This window comes from Paenibacillus sp. S28, from assembly GCF_016624415.1.
Taxonomy (GTDB): Bacteria; Bacillota; Bacilli; order Paenibacillales; family Paenibacillaceae; genus Paenibacillus_AQ; species Paenibacillus_AQ favisporus.
This window is the reverse complement of the sequence record NZ_JACVTM010000026.1, coordinates 1-24,363: the sequence shown is the minus strand read 5'-3', so window position 1 is coordinate 24,363 and position 24,363 is coordinate 1. Positions and strand designations below refer to the sequence as shown.

The window sequence follows — 24,363 nt, the reverse complement described above, 5'->3', positions numbered from 1 at the left end:
TCTGTCCGCATTTTCCGCGGTTTCGCGCACAACATTATTGAAGCGGGTTTGCCAATAGGCTCAGCTCCGGATTGTTCTCCAGCGCTTCTCTGCAGTAATCGCAGATCACTTTGACCGTTACGTCGCCGCTTAAATCATACGCTATTATATCTCTACGTTCTGCCGGGGTCAAGGAATGGAACCCCAGCTGGGCGTCGGTAACCAGGGACGAATCTATTTTTCCGAGCGGCGTGCGGCAGTGCCGGCAAATATAATTTATTGCCATCTATATGCCTCCTGAAAGTCGTTTATACTTCAGTATGCCCGAAAAAACGTTCGTTTAGCCCCCGATTCCTGCCCTCGAGATCAACCGTTAAACTTGGCCATCGTTTGTTCAAAGGTATGGTTCAGACTGAACTCCGCGGCGTCGCAGGCTTGCTCAATCATCGTCTTCAGCAGCTCGTTCTCCTTTTTCGGAAAATTCGAGAGCACATAGTCGACGATCGCATATCCCGGCTCAGGCCGGGAAATCCCCATCCGGATCCGGTCGAACACCTGCGTTCCCGTATGCTGAATGATCGATTTGATGCCGTTGTGGCCTCCGGCGCTGCCCTGATACCGCAGGCGGATTTTGCCGGTTGCCGTATCCATGTCGTCATAAACGACAATCATGTCCTCGAGCTTAGCCTTGTAATAATCCATATAGGCCCGCACCGCTTCTCCGGACAGGTTCATGTAGGTCATGGGCTTGATAAGAACAACCTTGTCGGTTCCGATAAAGCCCTCGCCGATCAGCGCCTTGCATTTGCTTGGCCCAAACTTAATACCATGCCGCTCCGCCAGCGCATCCAGCATCATAAAACCGACGTTGTGGCGCGTTTTTTCATAATTGGATCCCGGATTCCCGAGTCCTACAATCCATTTCATTGCGTTATTCGATCCTCCAAACCGCATGCTGCCGCTACGCCTGCTGTGCAAGTTAGCATTAGCACCAAATTTTGTTACAATAGAGTATAGGATGCTGCATCGCTTCTTGCCATGGCATCCATGATCACCATAAGAAGGTGGTACGGTTCATGACTGAATTCGGCCAATTGCTTACGCTGCACCGGCACTTTCAGCAGCACCAGATCCACGGCATTCCCGTTCAGGTTCTCCGGCAGGGCGTACACGTGGACATTGGAACGATTACCTCATTCACCAAGCACTTCGTTGAAATTCAAGGTACGCTCTACAACCGGAATTTGTATACGTTTGTATCGACTCCCGGATATTAAAAGAGCATGCGCGAGAAGGGTTATATTTCCTGGAGCCAGGAAACATAACCCTCTCTTTGCATATACCTTCCCTTGCCTTATTCGATTTCGAACAGCTTGCTGATGGACAATTCCTCATGCACACGGATGATGGCTTCACCCATCAACGGAGCTACCGACAGAACTTTGATCTTCTTGCTCGGCTCTGGATGCGTAATCGGGATCGTATCCGTCACGATGACTTCGCTGAGCGGAGAATTCTCCAGGCGTTCCATCGCCGGGCCGGAGAAGACGGGATGCGTACAGCAAGCATACACTTCCTTGACGCCACCTTCCATCAGAGCATTGGCCCCAAGCACGATCGTGCCGGCCGTGTCGATAATGTCATCGATCAAAATGGCCGTTTTGCCTTCGATATGACCGATGATGTTCATAACTTCACTTACGTTCGGTTCCGGACGGCGTTTATCAATGATGGCCAGCGGGGCATTCAGGAAATCAGCCAGTTTTCTGGCACGAACCACACCACCGTGGTCAGGAGACACAACAACCGGATTCTCGATTTGCTTGGATCGGAAATACTGGGCCAGAATCGGCACCCCAAGCAGATGATCAACCGGAATGTCGAAGAAGCCTTGAATCTGCATGGCATGCAGGTCCATCGTGATGACACGGTGGGCACCCGCCTTCTCAATCAGATTCGCTACCAGCTTAGCGGTAATCGGGTCACGGGAACGGGCCTTACGGTCTTGACGCGCATATCCATAATAAGGGATTACGACGTTAATGCTCTTCGCAGAAGCACGCTTCAGCGCATCGACCATGATCAGCAGCTCCATGAGATTGTCATTTACCGGACCGCATGTCGACTGCACGACATAAACGTGGCAGCCGCGAACGCTCTCCGATAATTTCACCTGAATCTCACCATCACTGAAGCTGGTCGTATGCGAATCCCCCATGGGGATGCCGATATAATCCGCAATTTGCTGTGCGAGCTTCGGATTGGAATTGCATGTAAATATTTTTAACTTCGAATCACAATAAGTCATAGAATTAAAACCCTCCGTGCTGGTTCATTGAAATTCTGGCCTGCCTCCATACCGCTTGAAACCATGTATCTCACACTTCCCGATAAGACGGGGACGCTTTACGTTTAAACCTGCTGCTTGCTTTCCTTCTTGGCTTTGGCCTTGGAGCGAATTTTCTCGGCATACCCCGGTTTATTCTCCTGGCGTTTTCTGGCGATGGCCAGGTCATTTTCGGGAACCGATTGGGTAATCGTCGAGCCCGCGACCACGTAGGCTCCTTTGCCCACTTTCACCGGAGCCACCAGATTCACATTGCTGCCGATAAAAGCATCATCTTCAATTTCAGTCATAAACTTATTATACCCATCGTAGTTGACCGTTATCGCACCGCAGCCGACATTGACGTTCTTGCCTACCGTAGCGTCGCCGACATAGCTTAGATGCGATACCTTGGAGCCGTTATCGATCGTTGCATTTTTCACTTCCACAAAATCGCCGATCTTGACGTCTTCCCCAAGCTTGGATTTCGGACGCAGATATGCATACGGGCCTACCGATGTTCTAGAACCCACTTCTGCCTGATCCAGCACCGAATGCTTGATCGTCACGCCGTCGCCGATGACGGAATCGCTGATATCGCTCTGCGGACCGATCAAGCAATCTTCGCCAATGACGGTTTTCCCCTTGAGTACCGTGCCGGGATAAATCACGGAGTCGGCTCCAATGGTCACGTCGGCACCGATATACGTCGAAGCGGGATCAATGATCGTGACGCCGTTCAGCATATGACGGATATTAATGCGTTCCCGCATTAATCCTTCAGCCTCTGAAAGTGCACGGCGGTCATTAACGCCGATCGACTCAGCGTAGTCGTCGGTCACATAGCCGAGAACGGTTTCTCCCTCACCTACAAGAATGCCGATCACGTCCGTTAAATAATATTCCTGCTGGACGTTGTTGTTCGTTACCTTTTCCAAAGCGGCAAACAATTTCGCATTATCAAAAACATAAGTGCCTGTATTGATTTCACGAACCGCATCCTCTTCCGGCGTGCAGTCCTTCTGTTCAACGATACGTAGTACGCTTCCGTCCTCGCTGCGGATCACGCGCCCGTAACCCTGCGGCTGGTCCATATAGGCAACCAGTACGGTGGCGGCAGCGTTGTTGCTTTCATGCAGCTGCGTCAGTCCCTGCAGTGTCTCGGCCGTGACCAGCGGAGTATCGCCGCAGATGACAATGGTTGAGCCTTCTTCCGAGCCCAGTAAAGCTTTGGCCTGCTTCACCGCATGGCCTGTACCAAGCTGCTGCTCTTGCAGCACGTATTCAGCGGCCTCACCCAGATAAGATTGGACAGCCTCTGCCCCGTGGCCAACGATGACAATGCTCCGTTCGCAGTTCACCTGTTTGACGGTATCCACCACGTGCCCAACCATCGGTTTGCCACAGACGGGATGAAGCACTTTGTATAGTTTGGATTTCATTCGTTTTCCCTGCCCTGCGGCAAGAACAATCGCCATTCTTTTCAAGGATCTTGACCTCCTACTCTAGAACTCGCTCAATACTGAATATATCGTATTATAAGCAAAAAGAAAAGAGAGCCATAGTCCTGGCCCTCCTTTCCTTGAACCCCAATTGTAAACTTAAGCGCCTTCCTCGATCACTTCTTCTTCACTGGCAGCGCGTTCATATTCCGCCAGGACGGCCGTTTGAATCTTCTCCCGGGTGCCGGAAGAGATTGGGTGGGCAATGTCGCGGAATTCTCCATCCGGAGTGCGTTTGCTCGGCATAGCAACGAACATTCCATTGTTTCCATCGATGACCCGAATGTCATGAACAACAAATTCGTTATCAATGGTAATGGATGCGATTGCTTTCATTCTCCCCTCGGAGTTAACGCGGCGGAGTCTGACATCCGTAATTTGCATGTGTGTGTTCACCACCTTTTTCCATCAGAGACTTGGTGTATAATTCCACACAGCATGCGCGAAATCCTCTTTTTTAAGTTAACAAAATGTCCTAAAATCAGGAATTTTTTTATAAGAATGTGAGTGTCGACAGACTTCGGAACTATTCGCCGATAAAATATTTTTATCGACAAAATCCGCAGGCCTCTTCAACGTTAAGACGGGTCAAAATAATTCCCCGGGCTCACAAATATTTCTTTCGTCTTTGGATCGACCGCCGTCAGTGTCGCCAGGGACACATAATCGTGCAGGAGCCGCTCCTCTGATTCCACCGCTCCCGACTCGACCAATACGCCTACGCCTGCGACTTCGGCATCAAATTCGGCCAGCAGATCTACCATGCCCTGGATGGTGCCGCCTGCCTTCATAAAATCGTCCACGATCAGGACGCGCGACTTTTCCTTCAGCGCCCGCCGCGAAAGTGACATCGTGTGGATGCTCTTATGCGATCCCGACACGTAATTGATGCTCACGGCAGATCCTTCCGTCACCTGGTGGTCCCGGCGCACGAGAACAACCGGCAGGTTCAGCTGGGCCCCGGTGGCATAAGCCAGCGGAATCCCTTTGGTCTCCACGGTCATGACCACGTCGATGTCCTTGCCGGAGAATGCAGTGGCAAAAATCTTTCCCGCCTCGTTCATAAGAGAAGGCTGTCCCAGCAAATCGGACATGTACAAATACCCGCCGGGCAGAATCCGGTCCTTCTGCTGAAGCTGGGAACAAAGATCGTTCGCAAACACCAGCGCCTGCTCCTTCGGCATTTTCGGAATATATTTCACGCCTCCGGCGGCCCCGGCCAGCGTCAGCAGGTCCCCGATACCTTCCTCCTCAAACACTTCCTTGATAATAACCAAATCTTCGCTGATCGAGGACTTGGCGGCTCCGTATCTATCGGCAAATGTGGTGAGCGGGATCAATGTATGCGGTCTGGACAAAAGATACTGCGTCATCTCCACCAAACGCGCGCTTCGCTTTAATTTTTTCACGAAATACTCCTCGCTATCGCTGTATTCATCGGAATCTAAAGCAAAATCACCCAGAAAATCCGAATATTATAGTAAGAATATATCATTTTTGTACGGATTTGTACAACATGGTTGGCGAAGTTAGGTCAATAGGCGCACCGCATACACTTCTTTGCAAAAGCCCCGCAGCCCGTTATAGATCCGTGCCACCTTCGATTCCTTGTACACCAGGCCGAATACGGTCGGCCCGCTGCCTGACATCAAAGCCCCGTCCGCGCCGAGACGCAGCATCCCTTCCTTCAGCTGCTGCACTTCGGGATGCAGCCTCAGCGTCACATCCTCCAGCACGTTCCCCAGGCGGCTGCATACGCCATGAAAGTCTCCCGCTTCGATCGCACGGATCATTCCTTGGGCCGACGGATGCTCCTTGACCTGCGCCGCTCTGAACTTGCCGTAGACCTCCGCGGTCGATACGTTAATCGGCGGTTTGGCCAAAATCACCCAGCACTGCAGCGGATTCGCCACAGGCGTCAGCTTTTCACCCCGCCCTGTCGCCAGTGCGGTACCTCCAGTCACGCAGAACGGAACGTCCGATCCGAGCTCCGCACCCAGTTTCTGCAGCTCCTCTACCGGGATGTTCAAATTCCACAGCCGGTTCAGACCACGCAGGGTGGCGGCGGCGTCGCTGCTTCCTCCGGCCAGACCTGCTGCTACGGGGATCTTCTTATCCAGGTGGATATGCACCCCGCTCTTGACGTCATACCGGTCCTTAATCAGCCTTGCGGCCTGAAACGCCAAGTTCTTCTCATCCAGCGGGATGTATCCCGCCTGGCTTGAAATAATAATCGTATCCCGGGGCAAAGCCGACATCTCCAGCCGGTCCGCCAGGTCAACCATCGTCATAACCATTTCGACCTCATGGTACCCGTCTGGCCGTTTATGTAATACATCCAGCATCAAATTGATTTTGGCCGGTGCTTTTTCGTAAATTTTCAAGGCGTTCACCCACCCTCAAGATTCCCTCTATCTGGATTGACACAAGCCGCTTCGAATCCTTGGGCTCAATCCGAAATCTGGAATGAACCTCAAGCATTTTTTCTCCTGGGCTCAATCCAGAGATCTGCAACTTCAAATCATTATATCAAACTGAACCAGTCAAGTCATTTTCCGTTTACAGACAAAGGGCGGAGCGGACACAGCCTTGAATTCAAAAACGGAGAACCTCCCGCTTGGGAGGCCTCCGCCGGCATTGCTGGTGTGAATCAGGATTTACGTGCGGCGGCCTGTTCGGCGAGCTGGATCGCTCTTTTTACCATGTTGCCCGCATCCTTGGCCTTAATACCTCCCCAGCCTTCCTGCTGGACAGTTTCGTAAAATCCCAAATCCTTTGCCAGCTCATTCTTCAGCTCATCCGACATGACACTGCGGCGTCTGCGGCTCATGAACATCCTCCTTTGGTTCCATCGGAATTAGGCTGCTGCCATAAGTATTATCCCGCTCCCTGCCGCTCCTCATTCCATATCCCCCTGCCAACTAAAAACAGCCCTCCATCAGGAAGGCTGTTTTGTCATTAAAGTTACGCTTTCTCCAACTCGATCCGGGTGCCGGTATTATCATCGCAAATAATAACCTCCACGGATTCCGTAAGAATATCGGCATAGCTGTATGAAACACGTTTAAAGGTTTGATGCTCTTGATCCAATTTCACAATAAAAACAGATGGGTACGTTTCTTCCAAAACACCAGTACGCTCGACGGTCTTGCGACGACCACCGTTAGCCCGAAGCGAAATCTTCTGACCCACGTGAGCTTCGAGATTGCGTTTGATTTCCAACAGCGTATTTTTAGCCATTGTCGACGACCACCTCTTTCCTTGTCCATTATAACTCGAAAAGAAGGTTTTGTCAAATCAAAACAATAATTATATCAGCATCAATTTTATGTTGTCAACGAATTTTTTTGCGGAAACCCAGCTCATTTCTGCTTACACCCGGATAACAACAAAAAACCGCAATCCGCCGGCAGATTACGGTTCCTGCATTTCGTTATACTGTCAGGTCAAGAGCTTTGCATGGCATTTCCGGACATGTTAAATGGCCGACGGCGTCACCTTAAGCTTGGTTAAGTCGTTCAGCCGGGGCAGGCCGATCCGGTAGCTCCCGCGGGTTTCAATGCCCCCGACGCCCTGCGTGCCGCTGATCGTATTGTGAAGCACATCCGTCATATTGATCGTATCTCTAACCGATGTAAACGACGCCTTGGCGGCAACATATACCGGATCCAGGGCATGAATCAAGATGCGCCCCGGGGAGCTGGCAAAGTTGGCTCCGGCCTGCAGCAGCGCCTCAAAGTGCGACTGGCATGCGCCGGCGATAATCGTCATCTGATCGTAATGGCGCTCAAACTGGCGCGCCACCTGAATCGCCCTGACGAAGTTCTGCGAGTTTTTATAGCTGTTCAAGCTGTACAAATCATGATTCTGGCGATGCTTCAGTACGCCGTCATGACCCGTGATCACCACAATATCAGGCCGGACCCGAGGCAGCAACCGGTACAGGGCGTCCGCCATCCCGGCCTCATTCACATAATGGCCCTCGGCCGGAACCCGAAGCTGCTCATACAGACTCAGGCTCTTTTTTAAATAATTCGGATCTCCATCCAGATGAAGCACCTTCCCGGGGACTTCGAAATAAGCCGGCTCAGCTGTTCCCCATTCCCCGCTTCCGCTCAAGGTGGCCTGATTCCGCTGGGTCTGCTCCTGACGGTGACGTTTCAGTAAACTGAGCGACTCGTTTGCTCTAATATTTGCTTTCTCGGTTTTTTCGCTTACCGGCGCATAAGGGACCCTTACCAGATCATCGAGCGGGGAATCCGCCAGAAGTCTGAACTCCGTTCCCTTAATCACCGCTTCGTCCCTGCGCAAATCCTCGACGCGGAACGCGATATCGCCGCCGTAGGATCTGCGCACGACCAGGTCTCCAATATTCATGAACATCACCCCTACCCCATGGTATGGGCGAATCCCCCTATTGGTTCATCTTTTGTTTAATTTAAGCCGATGCCTTCCTTCCGCAGCAGGTTGCTAAGCACGGCATATTCCTCAATGCTGAGCGTCTCGCCGCGGCGGGACGGGTCGATTCCCGCTGCATGCAGCAGCTGATCCAGACGCTCCCGGCCCTCTGTGGGGAAGAAGCGGCTCTTCAGATTGTTCGATATCGTCTTTCGCCGCTGAGCGAACGATGCTTGTACCACCTCGAAGAAATGCCGCTCATCGTCCACCGCAACCGGCGGCTGTTCCCGCACGGCCAGACGGATCACTGCCGATTCCACGTTCGGCTGCGGAATGAATACCGTCTTCGGCACGATACACACCAGCTCCGGCACGCTGTAATACTGCACGGCAATGCTCAGGCTGCCGTAATCCTTCGTGCCCGGCCGGGCGGCCATCCGGTCCGCCACCTCCTTCTGGATCATCACGACGATGTTCTCCAGCGGGAGCCGCTCCTCCAGCAGCTTCATCAAGATCGGCGTCGTCACATAGTACGGAAGGTTGGCCACAACGCTGACTTTGGATACGCCGGCAAAATTACTCTTAAACAGCGCAGCGAGGTCCGTCTTCAGTACATCCCCATGATGAACCTTTACGCCGGGGTATGGGGCGAGAACCTCCTCGAGGATCGGAATCAGCCTCTGGTCGATCTCAACCGCCGTGACGGCCCCTGCCTGCTGGGCCAGCTTTTCGGTCAGGGCGCCGATACCGGGACCGATCTCCAGGGCACCCTTGGTGGAATCAAGTCCGGCCGCATCCACGATTTTATTTAAAATATTTTGGTCGATCAAAAAATTTTGCCCCAGGCTCTTCTTGAATGAAAAGCCGTGGCGCTGGATGATTTCTTTGGTTCGCCTTGGTGTGGCGATGTCGTCCATGCCGTTCACGTTGTCCGGCCTCCTTCATCTTCGATACGGGCAAGCGCATCCGCGAATTCTTCGCGGGATATTTGAAATATAGCGAGTCGCTTATAAAATTGCTTGCCATTGCAGTAGCCGATACCGAGGAGGTTGCCCATCGCCATCCGCCGGGCGGCGGCATCCGGGTGCACCAGCAGCCCCGCCTCCATCAGGTCCTCCATGTCGATCTGGCTTTCCGCGCCCTCATAAGAGGTGTGAACCCGCTCCAGAGCTCTGCGGATCGCCGCAGGCGAGGCGTTCTCCACACCGATATCCCCCTTGCGGGTCGCATCGGCCTCCGGGATAAACGCATGCTTGCAGCCGGGCACCTTGGCCGAAATGATTTTGCGGATTCTTTCGCCGGCGTGGTCCGGGTCCGTCAGCACAATGACCCCCCGCCGCTCCTGAGCCAGCGCGATCCGCTGGAGTATACGCGCATTGATGGCCGAGCCGCCTGTCTCGATCGTATCGGCATCCACCGCCCGCTTCACGGCCACGGTATCATCCCGGCCTTCCACCACAATGACTTCTTTAATCATGATTTCCTGTCTTCCTTTCGAGTACATTATACCCGTCAATGCCGCCGGACAGCCAAGTATCCCTGCAAGTGGGCATAACCGTGATGCCTGTTCAGGTACTTTGCGGGGTCCCGGTATAGACAAACTGCTGTAAATTAACAACAAAAAGAAGAGGAAAGCTCCTCTTCTTTAGCATGACATTTTCATGATCATAATACTATAACATTAGAATGGCAAAGTAAAACGAAATTAGTTCAGCTCCGGTTTGACCGGACCGATCACGTACACCTTAAGGCCGGATTTACGGCCAAAGTTGCGTGCCTGCTGGACGGAATCGTAGTATATATCGATTTTATTTCCCTTAATGGCTCCGCCTGTGTCTTCCGCACGACGGAAGCCAACGCCTTCAATGTAAACCCACCATCCCAAAGGAATGACGCTTGGATCAACCGCAATCGTGCGGCCTTCCGTGACGCGTGTTCCTGTGGCGGTGCGTGTGCCGACTCCGGACTCGCCAGACGAATAAGCGGTCATGGATACTTTGATCAGCTTCTTGTAGGAAAAGTCAACGCCAGCCTTGCTGACCCGGTTGTTACTGCTGCTGCTGACCTTCTTCACCTTGGCAGGGGTAGAAGAAGCTTTGGCAACGGCTGTTTTGACTTCGGTCACTACGGGAACAGGCTTTTTCTTCGTGCCGACGGCAATGACCTTATCCTTGGTCACCGTCTGCACTTTTTTGCCCACCATTTTCATGGACACCAGCTTGCCGTCTTTGTACTTCTTCTCAATGTACTGCACCATGACGCCAGGAGCTCCCTGCTGAATCACCCGCGACTCGCCTTTGTAAATGCTGGGGTCGGAGGTTTTGACCACCCGGAAGGGGAGGGATTCATGACGCTGTACCACTTGTTTGTTCATCCGGACGATCCGGATGTCCGTGTTGGTGGAGACCGCCGTTTCGACAGCCGGAGTCACAATGTCCGTTTCCTTGACTTTGACGCCGGTTTCTTTCAGCACGTCGCCGACCGTTTTGGCCGTTGTATACAAATGCTTCGTTGCACCATCAGCCGTCACTTTCACAGGACTCGCGCGGTCGATCACGACCTTGTCGCCGTCGGATATAGCCCCGCTCAGCGGCATCGATATTTGGTCCTCGGGTTTCAGACTGATTTCCTGCTCATCCAGCATTTCTTGAAGTAAAGATGTATTGGTCTGTACAGATTTCATTTGACCGTCTACTACCAAATAAACTTGTTTTCGCGATTGACTGTACACGAGCAGCAAGATCATCAGGGTAACCGCGATTGAAACGATAGCTGCAGTGGAGATCTGGCGCAAATTCTCATGCTTCCATCGCAATGCGTAAGACATGCTGGAGATTTTTGAATCATGGGTCTTCTCTGGTTGGAAAACGCCCACTTTCTCGATCCTCCTTCATAGCCTCGCCGTCTAGAGTTATGCATGATTGTATTTGACGCGACTATACTCAATTTTTTACAAGAACCCACAGAAAGCATGCGTTCTTGCACCATGAACCAATCTCTCCATCATGATTTGTCACCTCCTGTTATACAACAGTATGATGACTGCCTCTCCTTTATTCAAAACAAAAGAAGCCGATAGAAAAGAGCTTACGAGGACTCTTTCGTGGCTTCCGGATGTCTGAATATCGGAATTGTCATGCACGAGGGTACCTCTCTTTATCCGCTTACGGGGTTAGCTGTCGGGTTCGGGCGAAAGAGAGCCGCCCTATTCGCGTCCTTACGCTCATGGCGTAAAGCCGTTCAATTCACCCCAGAGACCCAAGAAAGAAATCAAATACGCTTGCGGGCATGGGACCACTTCCGGTCTGTCATGACCCGCTCCAGTATTGGTTCCCCCGTTCTCCCATGCGGGAGACTCAGCGAGACTGGTTCATGAAAGCTGCGAAGGTAAGACCTTAACGACAGCTCAATGATTCACTGAAAAGATGATATCCTGTTTTGATGCATGTTGTAAAGCAGTAATCAACCACGTTTATTTGAAAAAGTGGTTAAAAAAATGTAATATTCGGCGTTTTGTTTGTTAAAATTCTTTAATCATTCGCTCATGCTCATTTTTTCGGCTGTTTTTCTCCCGATTTCACACAATTCCAAATCGTTCCAGCCCATTTTGGGTGGTAATCCGGGCAATTTCCTCCAGGTCAACCCCCTTAATCAGGGCTGCCGCTTCAGCGACCAGACGGACGTTTGCCGACTCGTTTCTCTTTCCTCGGAAAGGATGCGGCGTGAGATAAGGGGAGTCGGTTTCGATGAGCAGCCTGTCCATCGGAACCTGAGCTAGGACCTCTTTGGGAACTCTGGCATTCTTGAACGTAATCGGTCCGCCAAACGAAAGATGGAAGCCCATATTCAGGCACAGCTTCGCGGTTTCCCAGCTCCCCGAGAACGAATGCATGACGCCGCCGACCTCGCCGGCCTTCTCTTCCCGTAATATTTTCACAATATCCTCATGGGCGTCCCGGTTATGTATAACAATTGGCATGTTGAGCTCTCGGGCCAGTCCGATCTGCTGGCGGAGGACCCGGTGCTGCACATCCTTCGGCGAGGTGTCCCAGTAGTAATCCAGTCCAATTTCACCGATGGCCACCACCTTGGGATGACTGCATAAGGATGCAATCCACTCCAGATCGCCTTCCTGCATAAAAACGGCGTCCTGCGGATGCCAGCCTATGGCCGCATATATAAAATCATACGTTTCCACCAGCTTCATCGTCGATGGAATCGTCTCCCGGTTAAAGCCAACGTTGATCATCCGGGTTACACCGGCTTGTACGGCATTGTCAATGACCCGCTCCCGGTCCTCGTCGAATTGTTGCGCATCCAGATGGGTGTGCGTGTCGAACAGTTCCATGAATTTGAACTCCCTTCTTGTCGGTACCCCATGTTCCTTTTCGTACGGTATTTTGTCATTAAAGCTTGAAAATGCGAGAAATCGAAGGAGAAAGATCGGTTATCGCCTTTTCTAGTTTATCTTCCGGATAATACAAGTGATATTTCCCGCGGTGAATGCCGCTGATGGAACGGACAATATCCGACACCTCGGATATTTCCCGCAGCTGCTCCTGGCGGTCGAGCAGTAGGATCTGTTTCTGGCTCGACTCGTCACCCGGACGAAATACATCGTAAGGAAGATCGGTCGGAAAATCAATCTCCAGATCATATTCTGGGTTCATTCCAGCTTGTCCAAACTCCCGGCGGATTTCATCGATCATTTCCAAATCGACGGAGTCCATTTCTACATATTTATACAGTTTACGGTGCATAAATCGGGTGCACAGCTCGCTGAGTATGCGGTCGTCCTCATAGGACCACTGGAGGAAAGCCGTTTGAATCAGCGCCTCGTCCAGCTTCAGATAAGCTTGCACGTCCAGTTTGTCTTCAAAGAGCTGCGGCAGCGGCTCGACCATAAAGCCAAATGGATAACCATCCTGGTACAGCTCCTTGGCCCGCCGGAAAATTTGGCGCAAAATAATTTCCGAACTGCGGGTTACCGGATGGAAGTAGACCTGCCAGTACATCTGGTACCTGGACATTAAATAATCCTCCACGGCATGCATCCCGGACTCTTTGACCACCACTCTCCCCTGGTAAGGACGGAGCATCCGCAGAATACGGTCAATATCAATCGTACCGTAGTTCACCCCGGTGTAATAGGCATCCCGAAGCAGGTAATCCATCCGGTCGGCATCCAAGGGGCTTGAAACGAGGTTCACCACAATCGGTTTATCATAGGTCTTCGCGATGACGGCGGAAACCTTGTCCGGGAAGTCCGGGGCAATCTCGCTCAAAATGTCATTCACTTCCGTATCTCCGGTGACAATCCGGCGCGTCCAGTCTTCATGATTCATATGAAAGGCCTCTTCAATCGAATGGGAAAAGGGGCCGTGTCCCAGGTCGTGCAGCAGCGCCGCACACAGCGTCAGCAGCCTCTCTTCTTTCGGCCAATCCGGATATCCGCTGCGCTCAAATTGCGAAATAATCCGTCGTGTAATCTCATATACCCCTAAAGAATGGGAGAAACGGCTGTGCTCCGCTCCATGAAACGTCAAATACGAGGTTCCAAGCTGCCGGATCCGCCGCAAGCGCTGAAATTCGGTCGTATTAATGAGCCTCCAAACCGTGGAGTCCTGGACGTGAATATAATTGTGAACCGGATCTTTAAAGACTTTTTCCTCACTTAGTGGGTTCATGTTCAGGTCAACTCCATTCATTTTGTGAAATTCGGGTTGTTAAGTGTTTTAATTTTGAAATATTTTTGACAATTGGTGTCGATACATGTCGAAATAAGCAGAATTAAGGTTTTCCAAATCGACATTATACTACCAAGGCGATATAATTGGAAAAGAATCCTGATATGAGTGATTTCCTAGCTGTTATGCTATTTGTAAGGTTATTGAACCAAATTTACTGGTTGACTGTTTTGGGAATCGTTGGTATTATTGATATCATTAAAGAGAGAACGTTGTCGAATTATGACATTTAAAACTATGGCGAGAGGAGCAATGATCAGTTATGATGAAATCAACTGGTATTGTAAGAAAGGTAGACGAACTGGGTCGGGTAGTTATCCCCATTGAACTGCGCCGTACCTTGGGCATTGGAGAGAAAGACGCACTTGAGATTTACGTGGACGGAGAACGTATTATGCTCAAGAAATACGAACCGGCCTGCATCTTCTGCGGCAATGCCGAGAATGTTACTTACTTCAAAGGAAAAATTGTTTGTCACGATTGCATATCAGAAATCCCAACACCTGTGACAAATTAAGATTTTTAGTATATAATAAGAGTAATTCAAATTGTTAATTCTAACCTTTTTCATATCTCCTTGGTGTCTCCTCGGCTTAGAACCCGGCCGTGGGAGGCATTTTTTTTGATTGAAGACGATATGACCGCTCCAAGGAGAAGAGAAGCAGCCGCACGATGCATCCTAACTCCGGCTGCTTCCATTTTGCCACAAATTCCCTATCCTCGGAAAAACTTTCATCCCTATAAAAGGCGACTGTCTTTTCAAAAATGTGGTTTACCCACCAAATTTCTCTCTTCTACCTACTGCTCCCTCACCACTGCATTTGTTACAATAGCGCGTTATACACATCCCTTTTGGAAACGCCGCGGTCGGCGGCCGCCTTCTTCATAGCGTCTTTCCTTGGCAACCCTTCCCCTTCGTAATGCTCCACATGCTCTTCCAAGGTCAGCTCCTGCCACCAAGCATCCCGCTGCTTCTGCTCCTCCTTCGGATCCGCGCCTTCCAGTACGAGGCAGTATTCGCCAATCGGAGCATGCTCCTCCAGATACTCGAGGCACTCTTCAATGGTTCCCCTGACAAACTCCTCATATCGCTTGGTCAGCTCACGGGCAAGCACAATTCTCCGATTGCCGAGAATTTCAAGGATGGCCTTGAGTGTCTTCATTACCCGATGAGGCGATTCGTAAAACAGCAGCGTTCCGGATGCCGCCTGCAGCGGCTCCAGTACCGCTTGAATCTCTTTGCGTTCCCGGGGAAGAAAACCGATAAACGTAAAGCGCTCGGTCGGAAGTCCCGACACGATCAGGGAGGATAACGCAGCATTGGCACCCGGGACCGGAATAACGGAAATCCCTTGTTCCAACGCCAGCTGAACGAGGTCGGCCCCGGGGTCGGAAATCGCCGGCAGACCGGCATCGCTGACAAGAGCCAAATTTTTTCCTTCTATTATATAGCGTATTAATTCGGGTCCGCTTGCCGCCTTATTATGCTCATGATAGCTGAACAACATAGACGGGGAAATGTCGAAATGGGTGAGCAGCTTGCGCGTCTGCCTTGTATCCTCTGCGGCGATGATGTCACAGGCCTTTAGCGTGTTTACCGCCCGAAACGTCATGTCCTCCAAATTGCCGATGGGCGTGGCCACCAGGTATAACGAACCCGGCGCGCCCTCTTCTTTTTCCTGAAAACTGCTTTGTATGCTCAGACTCATTCTTTTCCCTCTTTAGCTCCGTAGTAAATATCCAGAATTTCCGGGCAGTAGCTGTTATTCTCATTATATACAATGAGCGGCGGCAGCAACCGCACCTCCGGCTTGCCTTCCCTCATCGCCTCGACCAGCACCATATTCGCCTCCAAGTGGGCCCTTGGATGAACAAATCGAATCCGTTTCGGCTCCAGCCGATGCTGCCGCATCAGCGATATAATGTCTGCAAGCCGCTGCGGCTTATGAACCATGCTGACTTTCCCGCCGGGCTTGACCAATCTGAAGCAGGTCTGAATAACCTCTTCCAGGGTGCAGCTGATTTCATGGCGGGCGATCGCCTGGTGAGGATTCAGCTTGATATCGCTGCCGTTCAGTGGCATATAGGGCGGATTGACCGTAATGGCGTCATACACACCGTGCCCGGTCTCCTTGTGCAGCTCACGCAAATCGCCTTCGCGGATGAGAACCCGGTCATTTAAGCCGTTCAGCTCCACGCTCCGCCGGGCCATGTCCGCCAGACGGGGCTGAATTTCAATACCTTCAATAGCCGCCGCGGTACGGGTGGTGAGCAGCATCGGAATGACGCCGTTGCCCGTACACAGGTCGAGCACTCTCCCCTTGGCCGGAATCCCTGCGAAACGTGCCAGAAGTACCGCATCCATGGAAAAGCTGAACACTTCGTCGCTTTGGATAATATGCAAATCATGCGTCAGCAGATCGTCGAGACGTTCCGTCGGCCGCAGGCTTACCTGTGATTTATCAATTTTCATTCTTCATTTTCCTTCTCTGCAGCATAGGGTAACCTTCCTTGGTACTTTTACATAAAACCATTGTAAACCATAAAAACATTGAAAAAAAACCGTAGGGAGTTATCCTACGGCTTCATTTATTCAGAAAAGACAGGCAGAAAAGGCAATCGCCTTCTGTGCGCAAATGTCCATAATAGACGTTGCATATATGGAAACCTTCGTGATACAGCCTCGCGAGGTTGTCGTATCCTTCCCCCACCACGTCCTCGATCTCATGCTCCTGCTCTGCTGTGGCATGGGCCGGTTGTGGCAGCGGGGATCCTTCCTCCGGTATGGCTCCTTTTAATATTTTGCGCAGCTGCTCATTCTCCAGGCTCAGGCGGTTGTTTTCCTCCAGCAGCTCTTTGATGAGAAGCTTCATTTCACCCAGATCACTGTGAACCTGCTCCATTTGTGTTTCCATCTCTTGAATGTGTGCAAAAATATTTTTCTTTTCCAAGTTTCCACCCCGAAAGTAACCTCTACGGTTTACTTGATGACAACATCATCCAATGGCAGTTCCTTGACCTTGCTGATTTCAAACAGCTGGACATGGACGCTTCGGCTGCCGGCATTGATACCGACCACTTTGCCTTCTCCCAACGATGTGATGACGATTTTGCCTACTGATGGCAGCTCTTCCTTCACACTTTCATAATTATCATGCTCATATTTCAGACAGCACATGAGTCTTCCGCACAAGCCGGAGATTTTGGTCGGATTTAGCGACAAGCTCTGGTCTTTAGCCATCTTGATGGATACAGGCTCGAAATCGCCGAGCCAGGACGAACAGCAAAGGATGCGACCGCATGGGCCGATACCGCCCAGCATCTTGGCTTCGTCACGCACACCAATTTGTCTAAGCTCGATCCGAGTCCGGAAAATACCGGCCAGATCCTTGACGAGCTCGCGAAAATCCACTCTTCCCTCAGCCGTAAAATAAAATATAATTTTATTTCGGTCAAACGTAAATTCCACATCCACCAGCTTCATCTTGAGGCCGTGATCGCGGATTTTATTTAAACAGGTAGCAAAAGCATCCTTGGCGGCCTGCTTGTTCTCTTCCACAACCCGTGCGTCGGAATCACCGGCGATCCGGATGACCTTCTTCAGCGGGAGGACCACATCGGATTCCTGCACCTCTTTTTTTCCAACGACAACCTTGCCGTATTCGATACCGCGCGCCGTTTCGACAATAACGCTGTTATCCTTCTCAATCGGGAAATCGAGCGGATCGAAGTAATAAATTTTGCCCGCCTTTTTAAAACGGACACCCACTACACTGTACAAAAACTAACCCCCTTATATGCCAGAGACCATTGGCTAGCCTTGAAGCTATCCTTCCAAACCGATTAAAAACTGTTCAAGACAGAGTTGGCTATTCACATTGTAGCGCAATTTCTTCCTGCATTCTGCGGCTAAATCCATATAGGAGACCCATTGTGCCGTGCTGCGGGTTAAAGCATGTGTAGACAAAAAGTCCAACTGATCTATGAAAACGATACTTTCGTGCTTACCGTACTGGACGTGAAGCATATCTTTGAACCACAAATGAAACAAATTAAGCAGTGTATCCAAGTGATCGGATAACCCGGCTTTGAACACCTTCTGCCCTGCGGTCACCAGAGCGGAGCTGCCGCGGCCTAGAGCTTCCTTCCCTAATTGTAACACTACGTTTCTAATTTCTGCAAACCAATTCTGCTCCATCAGCTCGCGGCATCCGTCCAGTCCCGACGATAGGTGAACGGCGCATCTGGCAAGCGGTGAAGGATATCCTTCATCCACCAGTGTCTGCAGCATCAGCCCGGGGCTGAGCGGGGTAAAAGGCACCAGCTGCGCGCGCGACTGAATCGTTGGGAGCAGAGCCTGTCCATTCTCCGTAATCAAAATCGCCACGGCCGGAATGGGCGGCTCCTCCAGAAACTTCAGCAGGCTGTTGGCCGCCTGCACGGTCATCGTATCAGCCTGGTCGATAATATATACCTTCGGATTCTTTGATTCCGAGCGATAGGAAAAGACCCGCTGTAAGTCGCGGATCTGGTCGATTTTGATAGACGATCCATCCGGAGCAAGGAGATGAAGATCGGGGTGATTGCCGTGTTCCACTTTGCGGCATTCGAGGCATTGTCCGCAGGCGTCGTCCTCAAGCGTAGTACAGAAGAGCGCTTGGGCAAACGTCCGGGCCGTCTTCATCTGCCCGCTCCCCGCTGGACCGCTGAATATATAAGCATGGCTGACGGAGTTTCGGCGAAGGGCGTTTTGCAGCATTTGCTTTGCCGCATCCTGACCCGCAATATCTGCAAAAGACATAATTCCTCTCTTCCCAATATCGATGGACCGGAAGACGGACCGCCTGGCCGGCGCATCGATGTTACAATACGGCATTCTATCTATACCTATAGTTTATCATGTACGAAGGGCTTTACCTATTCCTATTTCTTCTAATCTGTCAGAACATCAAATTGATCAGCATACCGCGGATTTCCCCAATCCGCTGCAGCAGCTCGATTTTTCCCTGTTCGCTCTCCAGCATATCGTCGGCCAGTCCCAAAAGGGCCGAGTCGATTTCATCAATCAGATTGTAGCGCTTGCCCCGGCCTCTGCGGTCCCAGCCACGAGCTTCCTTCATCCGGACTCCACGGCGGACCGTATCCTCCAAAAACCGTTTGACCAGCATACGGTAGGCCTTCAACTCGCGGATTGTCATCGATCTAGCGAGGCGGTCTCCCTGCATCTGAATCTCTTTAAACCGGCGGTCAAGCTCCTCCTGCGATACCTTCTCGCCGTGCTGCTGCATGATATCGGAAAACGATTTGGGCTGAATCTGCTTCGCATTGCCCTCGTTAATCTGCAAATCGCTCTTTAGGGGTCTGAACCCCGGATTAATCTTCAATGGATATCTCCTGCCTTAAAAATGTTCGAAACGGTCAACCGGCAGAACGAACACGGTAGCACCGCCGACCTGAACCTCTACGGGGAGCGGCAAATATGAATCGGTCGTACCGCTCATCGGGGTTACGGGAGTAACGAGCTGTTCCCGAACTTTACAGCTGCTGCGGATGACGTTCATCACGGCTTCAACCTGGCTGTCATCTACCCCGATCATAAATGTGGTGTTACCTGCCCGCAAGAACCCGCCGGTACTCGCCAATTTCGTCGCCCGGAAGTTCGCCTTGACCAGACCTGCCGACAAACGGTTGCTGTCCTTATCCTGTACAATCGCAACGATCAGTTTCATCTTGCATTCCCTCCTCGCTTATTTAGACCTGCCCATCCATATAGATTGAACCAAAGTAAGATGTAATAATCTTTTATAATAACATTGATGTCCACATTTGCATCATTAATTTAGTTCATTCTATATAGCTGCAGGCTGCTACTGTACTTATTTGACAAAGATCCTCAAAAATCCTTTAAAATCGCTCCTGAAGCACACGGATGATATCCTGTTCCACGGCAGACTGCTCTTTGGAAGCATCAATGACGACGATGCGCTCCGGATAACGGGATGCGATGATATGATAACCTTCCCGTACTTTCTGATGAAAAGATAAACCTTCAAGATCCAGGCGGTTGACCTCACGTCCCTGATTTGCCGCAATCCGCTGCAGTCCGGTTTCCGGCTCGATATCCAAATAAAAGGTGAGATCCGGCATCCGGTCATGAATGGCGAATTGATTAATGGCCCACACTTCATCCATGCCGAGTCCGCGGGCATATCCTTGATAAACCAGGCTGCTGTCGACGAATCGGTCGCAGATCACCGTGAGGCCTTTCTCTAGGGCAGGCTCCACCTTTTCAGCAAGATGCTGTCTTCTTGAAGCGGCATACAGAAGCGCCTCGGTTCGGGCATCCATGGCCGTATGGGACGGATTCAATATAATTTCCCGAATCTTCTCGGCAATTTCAATGCCTCCCGGCTCTCGGGTCATCATATAGGGGATGGCGAGCCGGTTAAAATATTCACCAATTTTTCCGATCACGGTTGTCTTCCCGGACCCTTCGCCTCCTTCCAGCGTAATAAATGCTCCTGGACCAGTCATAAATGGCTTCCCTGCTTTCTGTTTTTCTTATATACCATAATAGTTAGTAGATTCGGATCTGCCGCCCCCTGGCACTTCGCTCCCGCATTGGACAGGACGCGAAGCCTTGCTGCCGTATCCTCGGTGATCCGCTCTCCCGGATACAGAAGCGGGATTCCTGGAGGATACGGAATGATCATTTCTGCAGCGGTTCTGTCCGCGCAATCCTGAAGAGGAACCCTCTCGGTATCTTCAGCAGGTATGGGCTGCAGGCCGAATGGAATGGGCTCTGAGACGGTGGCCTGGGCTAAAATGTTCCACGTGGAAAATTCGGCAGGGCTGCCTTTCGACTTGGGCAGGCTGGACGCTCCCGTTAGACTTAAATCTTTTTCCGCCTCCGCCTGAACGGAATGGCGGCTTTCAGCTGCCGGTGAGGCATCTGCTGATCTCTGGGCGTCCGCCTTCTCTACAGTTATATGCCGGAGGGCATCCAGAAGGTGACGGGTGTCTTCCTCGGTAGATCCCAAGCTGTACACCAGGACGACGTATCGGTCATCGCTCATCTCCGGTACGCAGCCATACGCCTCAAGCCGCTCCTGCAGCTCATATCCGCTCAGGACGCCGGTGTCGTCATAAATGACGACCTTGAAGGGGTCCTGCGTGGTGTATGCGGCTGCCGCAGGGCGGATGGCCGCCTGCGCAGTGCTGCCCGCCGATGCTGCGCCGGCGGCGTCTTGGGGCTGCTGCCCCTGCGGGTGCAGCAGCTTGAAGCGCGGCAGCTCCGCCAGGCCGCGCACCAGGGCATCCACGGCGGCGAGCCCCGCCGTGAAGGCGCCGGCGCCCTGCACATGCAGCAGGCGCCGGGCCAGGTCCAGCGAGCCCATTATCGGGTACGATGGGCTCGAGCTCTGCACCATGGCGAGCCGCTGGCGGAGCAGGCCGCGGTCAATCCGCGGCCCTTGGACGTGCAGCATGGCTCCCATGGTGAGCGCGGCCAGCATTTTGTGCGTCGACTGTACGACGCCGTCTGCTCCGCTGGCCAAGGCACTTCCGGGCAGCCGCGGATGCTGCCCGTAGTGGGCGCCATGCGCCTCGTCCACCAGCAGCGGCACACCGTGCTGGTGGCACGCCTCCGCAAGCGGCGCCAAGTCGCTGCCCATGCCGTAATAGTTCGGCATGGTGACCAGCACGCCCTTGGCCTGCGGATAGGCGGCCAGGGCGGCGGTGACGGTCTCTGCGGACGGGGCTACTGCCAGTCCGCTGACCGGATCGGGCTCCGGCTGGATAAAGACCGCCTTCGCCCCCGCCAGCATCAGTCCATGGATCACCGATTTATGGACATTCCGCTGGACGATCAGCAGATCCCCCGGCTTGCTGCAGACCGCCAGAATCAGCGCTATATTTCCGGATGTGCTCCCACCGACCAGGAAGAAGCTCTCCTCGGCTCCAAAACAATCCGCCGCCAGTGCTTGCGCCTCCCGGATCACGCCCTCCGGGTGATGCAGATCGTCTGTCCCTGTGATTTCTGTCAAATCCGCCTGCAGCACATCCTGCAGAAATCCAGCTCCCCCGGATTCGGTATAGGCCTGTCCTTTTTTATGTCCGGGTACATGAAATGAAGAATAGGCTTTATCTTTCATCTCCTGCATCATCTCGTATATAGGTGCACGTTCCTTGTTCACATGTTGCTTTTTCATCCCCAGCCATAATCCCTTCCGGTTTCAATCTCTACCCTATTTTATCGCATATTGAATCATCCGGCTAACGGTCAGCGTATAAAGTCACTAGAAATAGTGGGTCATTTACTTCGATAAATGCACAATTTACGCAACAGCTTGAAAAGAAACGTCTACCGATGTACATTCGTGGTAGCCAGACCAGATGTATCAATTGTTTCTCTTGCGAATCAGCGGCGGCTGAGTCCCCACAGCTTTTACGTGCTTATATCCTTTTTCTATGCAAAAAAGGGACAGCTTCCCGCTGTCCCCCTGTACAAAATACCTGCTTACGCGTTGGTCTGTAAGTTGATTTGTCTCATCTGATGGATAAAATAATGGTATTTGGCGTCTTCGGCATTTGTATGCACCATTTCACATTCGCACTCTTCGCAAATAAATTGTGATATAATGGTGATTCCTTCTTCTTTGACTTGCCCGCAAATAATACAGACGTGTTCGGTTTGATTTTCCATCAACCATCCCACCTTATTTCATTAATTACTATCAAGTATGACTCATTTTCTATTATTTTAAACCTTTTCATAGTGGTTTCATATCCCCCTTTGATTCCTTACATACATATTCCCCGCAATCCCCGCGAGTGTCTGTACAGGAATTTTAAAAAAAGTCTTTCAATCAGCCGATATATGAATTAAAGACCTCTAGGAGGTGGAGCGTTCTCCATGCCGGATGAGAATCACGTTAACGCAACCTTTTACCACTATAAATTAATCAAAAAAATACCGGTTTCCCGGCTGCTCGTGCGCCTATATCTGCTTCTTCCCTACATAGCTGTGATTTCATTCATGATCATCATTTCCTGGACCAGCTGCTTCTATTTTGTTCTCGCCGCACCGGTTATGCTCTGGATTCATTATGTTATCTCCCGATCGGTTCTGCTGTTATCAGGAACACCGTTTCGTAAACGATGGAAATTTTCGCTGCGGCTGCCTTGGCTCGGGTATATCACCGATCAACATATCAGCTACCGCCTGTTTCGGAGAGTCTATATCTATATCACTGGATTTGGCCTGCTCCTGCTGGCTGTGATCATGTTTTGGTCACCGGTTCCCTTCACACTGTCCTTGCTGTTCTGGCATCTCTGGTTCCTGCTTCCGCAATATTATGCTTTTCTTCGTTTATTGAAGCAGCGTAAAGACGGTATGATTAAACTGAACGCACAGGACATCTCCTATTATCAGCAGTAGCCACTCGTCATCATTATGATGAACTTGAAGGTCCCTCTTACATAGAGGGGCCTTTGGTTTGCACGTATAATTAAAAAACCCGCATCCTTGGATGCAGGTCACTATAAATCGGTATCCACACTTTCAACTGTCGCCTTCCCCTTAGTTAAAACGGTCACCGTAAAATAATCTTTATGAATGGTTAAGTTAATTACCCGGCTTTGCTTCTCAAAAACGTGCGAGTTCCCTTCGGCCTCCTCCGTTTTTTCCTTCCAGCCCCACTCTTTAATTTTATTCAAGTAAGCTTCCGGAATCTGTTCATCTTCCTTGAGGCCTTTCATCGAATAGCGTACATAGTCTAATTTAGAATTACCGGATGTCCGATCAGTACGGTTCGCTTCCTTCGGTACCGGAAAGGTTTTATCGTTCGCAGCTCCTTCAAAGGATGTCCACGAGGGCTCGCTTTTCATACAGCCGGTAAGCAGCAAACAGACGACTCCAAACACAAGAAGAGCATGCAGCCACGGTCTATTGAGCATGTATGTCCTCCTTATATCGCAAAAGTAATAATTATTCAGTTTTCTTAGGCACCCCCAAACATGTACATACATATTATACTGACTACTTCTGCCCTGTCGGTAACAAAAATGTTACTTCGTTTAGAGAGTATACAAGCCTTATGCATGATAGCGAATAGGCAGCTGCGGTGTCTCGATCTTTTCTAATGACAAAAGATTCATAAACCCATATCATGTCTATCCCGATCCTATGTTCTCAAGACTTCCCTAACGGCCAATTTTATCATGCCGCCTAGTCTACAGGATGCATTCCATAATTAAAAAATTCAATCCTTCTTGTTAATGAATACGACAGGATCTGTTTTTCATAACCCATTTCCTCTCATAAACATAATTAAAAACAAAAAAACCACCGTTGATATTCATCAACAGTGGTCCTTCGCTTGGCAACGTCCTACTCTCCCAGGACCCTTCG

29 protein-coding genes and 1 riboswitch are annotated in these 24,363 nt (G+C 51.1%); of the genes, 3 read left to right on the top strand and 26 right to left on the bottom strand.

Going from position 1 to position 24,363, the window contains the following annotated elements:
* Window positions 1-34 precede the first annotated feature (34 nt).
* Together IAE55_RS31900 and pth are read right to left on the bottom strand one after the other, a co-directional pair.
* Entirely contained in the window at window positions 35-265 is a 231-nt protein-coding gene (locus IAE55_RS31900) for an anti-sigma-F factor Fin family protein (RefSeq protein WP_076176664.1), read from the bottom strand.
* Window positions 266-345: 80 nt separating this feature from the next.
* Window positions 346-906 (bottom strand): aminoacyl-tRNA hydrolase, encoded by a 561-nt coding sequence (gene pth / locus IAE55_RS31895; protein WP_076176663.1) that lies wholly within the window; start codon window positions 904-906, stop codon window positions 346-348.
* 149 nt (window positions 907-1,055) lie between these two features.
* Here pth and IAE55_RS31890 point away from each other — a divergent pair, with 149 nt between their 5' ends.
* Window positions 1,056-1,256, top strand: coding sequence for a hypothetical protein (locus IAE55_RS31890; protein WP_076176662.1), 201 nt, complete (start codon window positions 1,056-1,058; stop codon window positions 1,254-1,256).
* Window positions 1,257-1,333: 77 nt separating this feature from the next.
* Here the strand turns inward: IAE55_RS31890 and IAE55_RS31885 are convergent, their stop codons facing one another.
* The 13 genes from IAE55_RS31885 to IAE55_RS31825 all read right to left on the bottom strand — a co-directional run bounded on the left by IAE55_RS31885 (window position 1,334) and on the right by IAE55_RS31825 (window position 13,892).
* Window positions 1,334-2,287: a ribose-phosphate diphosphokinase gene (locus IAE55_RS31885; protein ID WP_105442434.1), complete on the bottom strand. Its 954-nt coding sequence runs from the start codon at window positions 2,285-2,287 to the stop codon at window positions 1,334-1,336.
* A 104-nt stretch (window positions 2,288-2,391) separates the two neighbouring features.
* On the bottom strand, window positions 2,392-3,783 hold the full coding sequence (gene glmU / locus IAE55_RS31880) for a bifunctional UDP-N-acetylglucosamine diphosphorylase/glucosamine-1-phosphate N-acetyltransferase GlmU (RefSeq protein WP_200634857.1): 1,392 nt from the start codon (window positions 3,781-3,783) through the stop codon (window positions 2,392-2,394).
* Window positions 3,784-3,906: 123 nt separating this feature from the next.
* Window positions 3,907-4,191 carry a septation regulator SpoVG gene (spoVG, locus tag IAE55_RS31875; protein WP_076176659.1) on the bottom strand — a complete coding sequence of 95 codons (285 nt, stop codon included), beginning with the start codon at window positions 4,189-4,191 and terminating at the stop codon, window positions 3,907-3,909.
* Window positions 4,192-4,385: 194 nt separating this feature from the next.
* Window positions 4,386-5,216, bottom strand: coding sequence for a pur operon repressor (gene purR, locus IAE55_RS31870; protein WP_076176658.1), 831 nt, complete (start codon window positions 5,214-5,216; stop codon window positions 4,386-4,388).
* A 120-nt stretch (window positions 5,217-5,336) separates the two neighbouring features.
* Window positions 5,337-6,191, bottom strand: coding sequence for a 4-(cytidine 5'-diphospho)-2-C-methyl-D-erythritol kinase (gene ispE, locus IAE55_RS31865; protein WP_105442436.1), 855 nt, complete (start codon window positions 6,189-6,191; stop codon window positions 5,337-5,339).
* Between the two features lie 266 nt (window positions 6,192-6,457).
* The gene (locus IAE55_RS31860; protein WP_076176656.1) at window positions 6,458-6,637 is read right to left on the bottom strand and encodes a small, acid-soluble spore protein, alpha/beta type; all 180 of its coding nucleotides are present in this window, start codon (window positions 6,635-6,637) and stop codon (window positions 6,458-6,460) included.
* A gap of 134 nt (window positions 6,638-6,771) precedes the next feature.
* Window positions 6,772-7,047: a biofilm formation stimulator Veg gene (gene veg, locus IAE55_RS31855; protein ID WP_076176655.1), complete on the bottom strand. Its 276-nt coding sequence runs from the start codon at window positions 7,045-7,047 to the stop codon at window positions 6,772-6,774.
* 237 nt (window positions 7,048-7,284) lie between these two features.
* The gene (yabG, locus tag IAE55_RS31850) at window positions 7,285-8,184 is read right to left on the bottom strand and encodes a sporulation peptidase YabG (RefSeq protein ID WP_076176699.1); all 900 of its coding nucleotides are present in this window, start codon (window positions 8,182-8,184) and stop codon (window positions 7,285-7,287) included.
* A gap of 56 nt (window positions 8,185-8,240) precedes the next feature.
* A complete protein-coding gene (gene rsmA, locus IAE55_RS31845; RefSeq protein WP_145165220.1) occupies window positions 8,241-9,131 on the bottom strand; it encodes a 16S rRNA (adenine(1518)-N(6)/adenine(1519)-N(6))-dimethyltransferase RsmA in 891 nt (296 codons plus the stop codon).
* Window positions 9,128-9,682, bottom strand: a complete 555-nt coding sequence (gene rnmV, locus IAE55_RS31840; protein WP_076176653.1) for a ribonuclease M5 — start codon at window positions 9,680-9,682, stop codon at window positions 9,128-9,130. Before rnmV ends, rsmA begins: the two co-directional genes overlap by 4 nt.
* A 228-nt stretch (window positions 9,683-9,910) precedes the next feature.
* Window positions 9,911-11,080: a ubiquitin-like domain-containing protein gene (locus IAE55_RS31835; RefSeq protein WP_200634851.1), complete on the bottom strand. Its 1,170-nt coding sequence runs from the start codon at window positions 11,078-11,080 to the stop codon at window positions 9,911-9,913.
* A 270-nt stretch (window positions 11,081-11,350) separates the two neighbouring features.
* A riboswitch (cyclic di-AMP (ydaO/yuaA leader) is annotated at window positions 11,351-11,577 on the bottom strand.
* A 205-nt stretch (window positions 11,578-11,782) separates the two neighbouring features.
* A complete protein-coding gene (locus IAE55_RS31830; RefSeq protein ID WP_145165216.1) occupies window positions 11,783-12,553 on the bottom strand; it encodes a TatD family hydrolase in 771 nt (256 codons plus the stop codon).
* Window positions 12,554-12,611: 58 nt separating this feature from the next.
* Window positions 12,612-13,892 carry an HD domain-containing protein gene (locus tag IAE55_RS31825; RefSeq protein WP_192717534.1) on the bottom strand — a complete coding sequence of 427 codons (1,281 nt, stop codon included), beginning with the start codon at window positions 13,890-13,892 and terminating at the stop codon, window positions 12,612-12,614.
* A 322-nt stretch (window positions 13,893-14,214) separates the two neighbouring features.
* Here IAE55_RS31825 and IAE55_RS31820 point away from each other — a divergent pair, with 322 nt between their 5' ends.
* Complete coding sequence (locus tag IAE55_RS31820; RefSeq protein WP_036712714.1) at window positions 14,215-14,469, top strand: AbrB/MazE/SpoVT family DNA-binding domain-containing protein; 255 nt, start codon at window positions 14,215-14,217, stop codon at window positions 14,467-14,469.
* A gap of 307 nt (window positions 14,470-14,776) precedes the next feature.
* Here the strand turns inward: IAE55_RS31820 and rsmI are convergent, their stop codons facing one another.
* The 10 genes from rsmI to IAE55_RS31770 form a co-directional block, all read right to left on the bottom strand.
* Window positions 14,777-15,661 (bottom strand): 16S rRNA (cytidine(1402)-2'-O)-methyltransferase, encoded by an 885-nt coding sequence (rsmI, locus tag IAE55_RS31815; protein ID WP_200634850.1) that lies wholly within the window; start codon window positions 15,659-15,661, stop codon window positions 14,777-14,779.
* Complete coding sequence (locus IAE55_RS31810) at window positions 15,658-16,425, bottom strand: tRNA1(Val) (adenine(37)-N6)-methyltransferase (protein WP_076176648.1); 768 nt, start codon at window positions 16,423-16,425, stop codon at window positions 15,658-15,660. The genes rsmI and IAE55_RS31810 overlap by 4 nt, the downstream gene beginning before the upstream one ends.
* 112 nt (window positions 16,426-16,537) lie before the next feature.
* Window positions 16,538-16,903, bottom strand: coding sequence for a DNA replication initiation control protein YabA (gene yabA, locus IAE55_RS31805; RefSeq protein ID WP_076176647.1), 366 nt, complete (start codon window positions 16,901-16,903; stop codon window positions 16,538-16,540).
* Window positions 16,904-16,932: 29 nt separating this feature from the next.
* Window positions 16,933-17,733 carry a PSP1 domain-containing protein gene (locus tag IAE55_RS31800; protein WP_076176646.1) on the bottom strand — a complete coding sequence of 267 codons (801 nt, stop codon included), beginning with the start codon at window positions 17,731-17,733 and terminating at the stop codon, window positions 16,933-16,935.
* A gap of 45 nt (window positions 17,734-17,778) precedes the next feature.
* On the bottom strand, window positions 17,779-18,753 hold the full coding sequence (gene holB, locus IAE55_RS31795) for a DNA polymerase III subunit delta' (protein ID WP_105442445.1): 975 nt from the start codon (window positions 18,751-18,753) through the stop codon (window positions 17,779-17,781).
* A gap of 139 nt (window positions 18,754-18,892) precedes the next feature.
* Window positions 18,893-19,336, bottom strand: a complete 444-nt coding sequence (locus tag IAE55_RS31790) for a YaaR family protein (RefSeq protein ID WP_076176644.1) — start codon at window positions 19,334-19,336, stop codon at window positions 18,893-18,895.
* 15 nt (window positions 19,337-19,351) lie between these two features.
* On the bottom strand, window positions 19,352-19,681 hold the full coding sequence (locus IAE55_RS31785) for a cyclic-di-AMP receptor (protein WP_036712689.1): 330 nt from the start codon (window positions 19,679-19,681) through the stop codon (window positions 19,352-19,354).
* A 175-nt stretch (window positions 19,682-19,856) separates the two neighbouring features.
* Window positions 19,857-20,486, bottom strand: a complete 630-nt coding sequence (gene tmk, locus IAE55_RS31780; protein WP_076176643.1) for a dTMP kinase — start codon at window positions 20,484-20,486, stop codon at window positions 19,857-19,859.
* A complete protein-coding gene (locus tag IAE55_RS31775; RefSeq protein WP_200634849.1) occupies window positions 20,483-22,162 on the bottom strand; it encodes an aminotransferase class I/II-fold pyridoxal phosphate-dependent enzyme in 1,680 nt (559 codons plus the stop codon). The genes tmk and IAE55_RS31775 overlap by 4 nt, the downstream gene beginning before the upstream one ends.
* Window positions 22,163-22,470: 308 nt before the next feature.
* Window positions 22,471-22,656 (bottom strand): sigma factor G inhibitor Gin, encoded by a 186-nt coding sequence (locus tag IAE55_RS31770; RefSeq protein WP_076176641.1) that lies wholly within the window; start codon window positions 22,654-22,656, stop codon window positions 22,471-22,473.
* 210 nt (window positions 22,657-22,866) lie between these two features.
* On the opposite strand from IAE55_RS31770, the gene IAE55_RS31765 reads away from it, so the two are divergent.
* A complete protein-coding gene (locus IAE55_RS31765) occupies window positions 22,867-23,391 on the top strand; it encodes a hypothetical protein (protein WP_105442448.1) in 525 nt (174 codons plus the stop codon).
* A 101-nt stretch (window positions 23,392-23,492) separates the two neighbouring features.
* On the opposite strand, the gene IAE55_RS31760 is transcribed toward IAE55_RS31765, so the two are convergent.
* The gene (locus tag IAE55_RS31760; RefSeq protein WP_076176639.1) at window positions 23,493-23,909 is read right to left on the bottom strand and encodes a hypothetical protein; all 417 of its coding nucleotides are present in this window, start codon (window positions 23,907-23,909) and stop codon (window positions 23,493-23,495) included.
* Window positions 23,910-24,363: the final 454 nt, after the last annotated feature.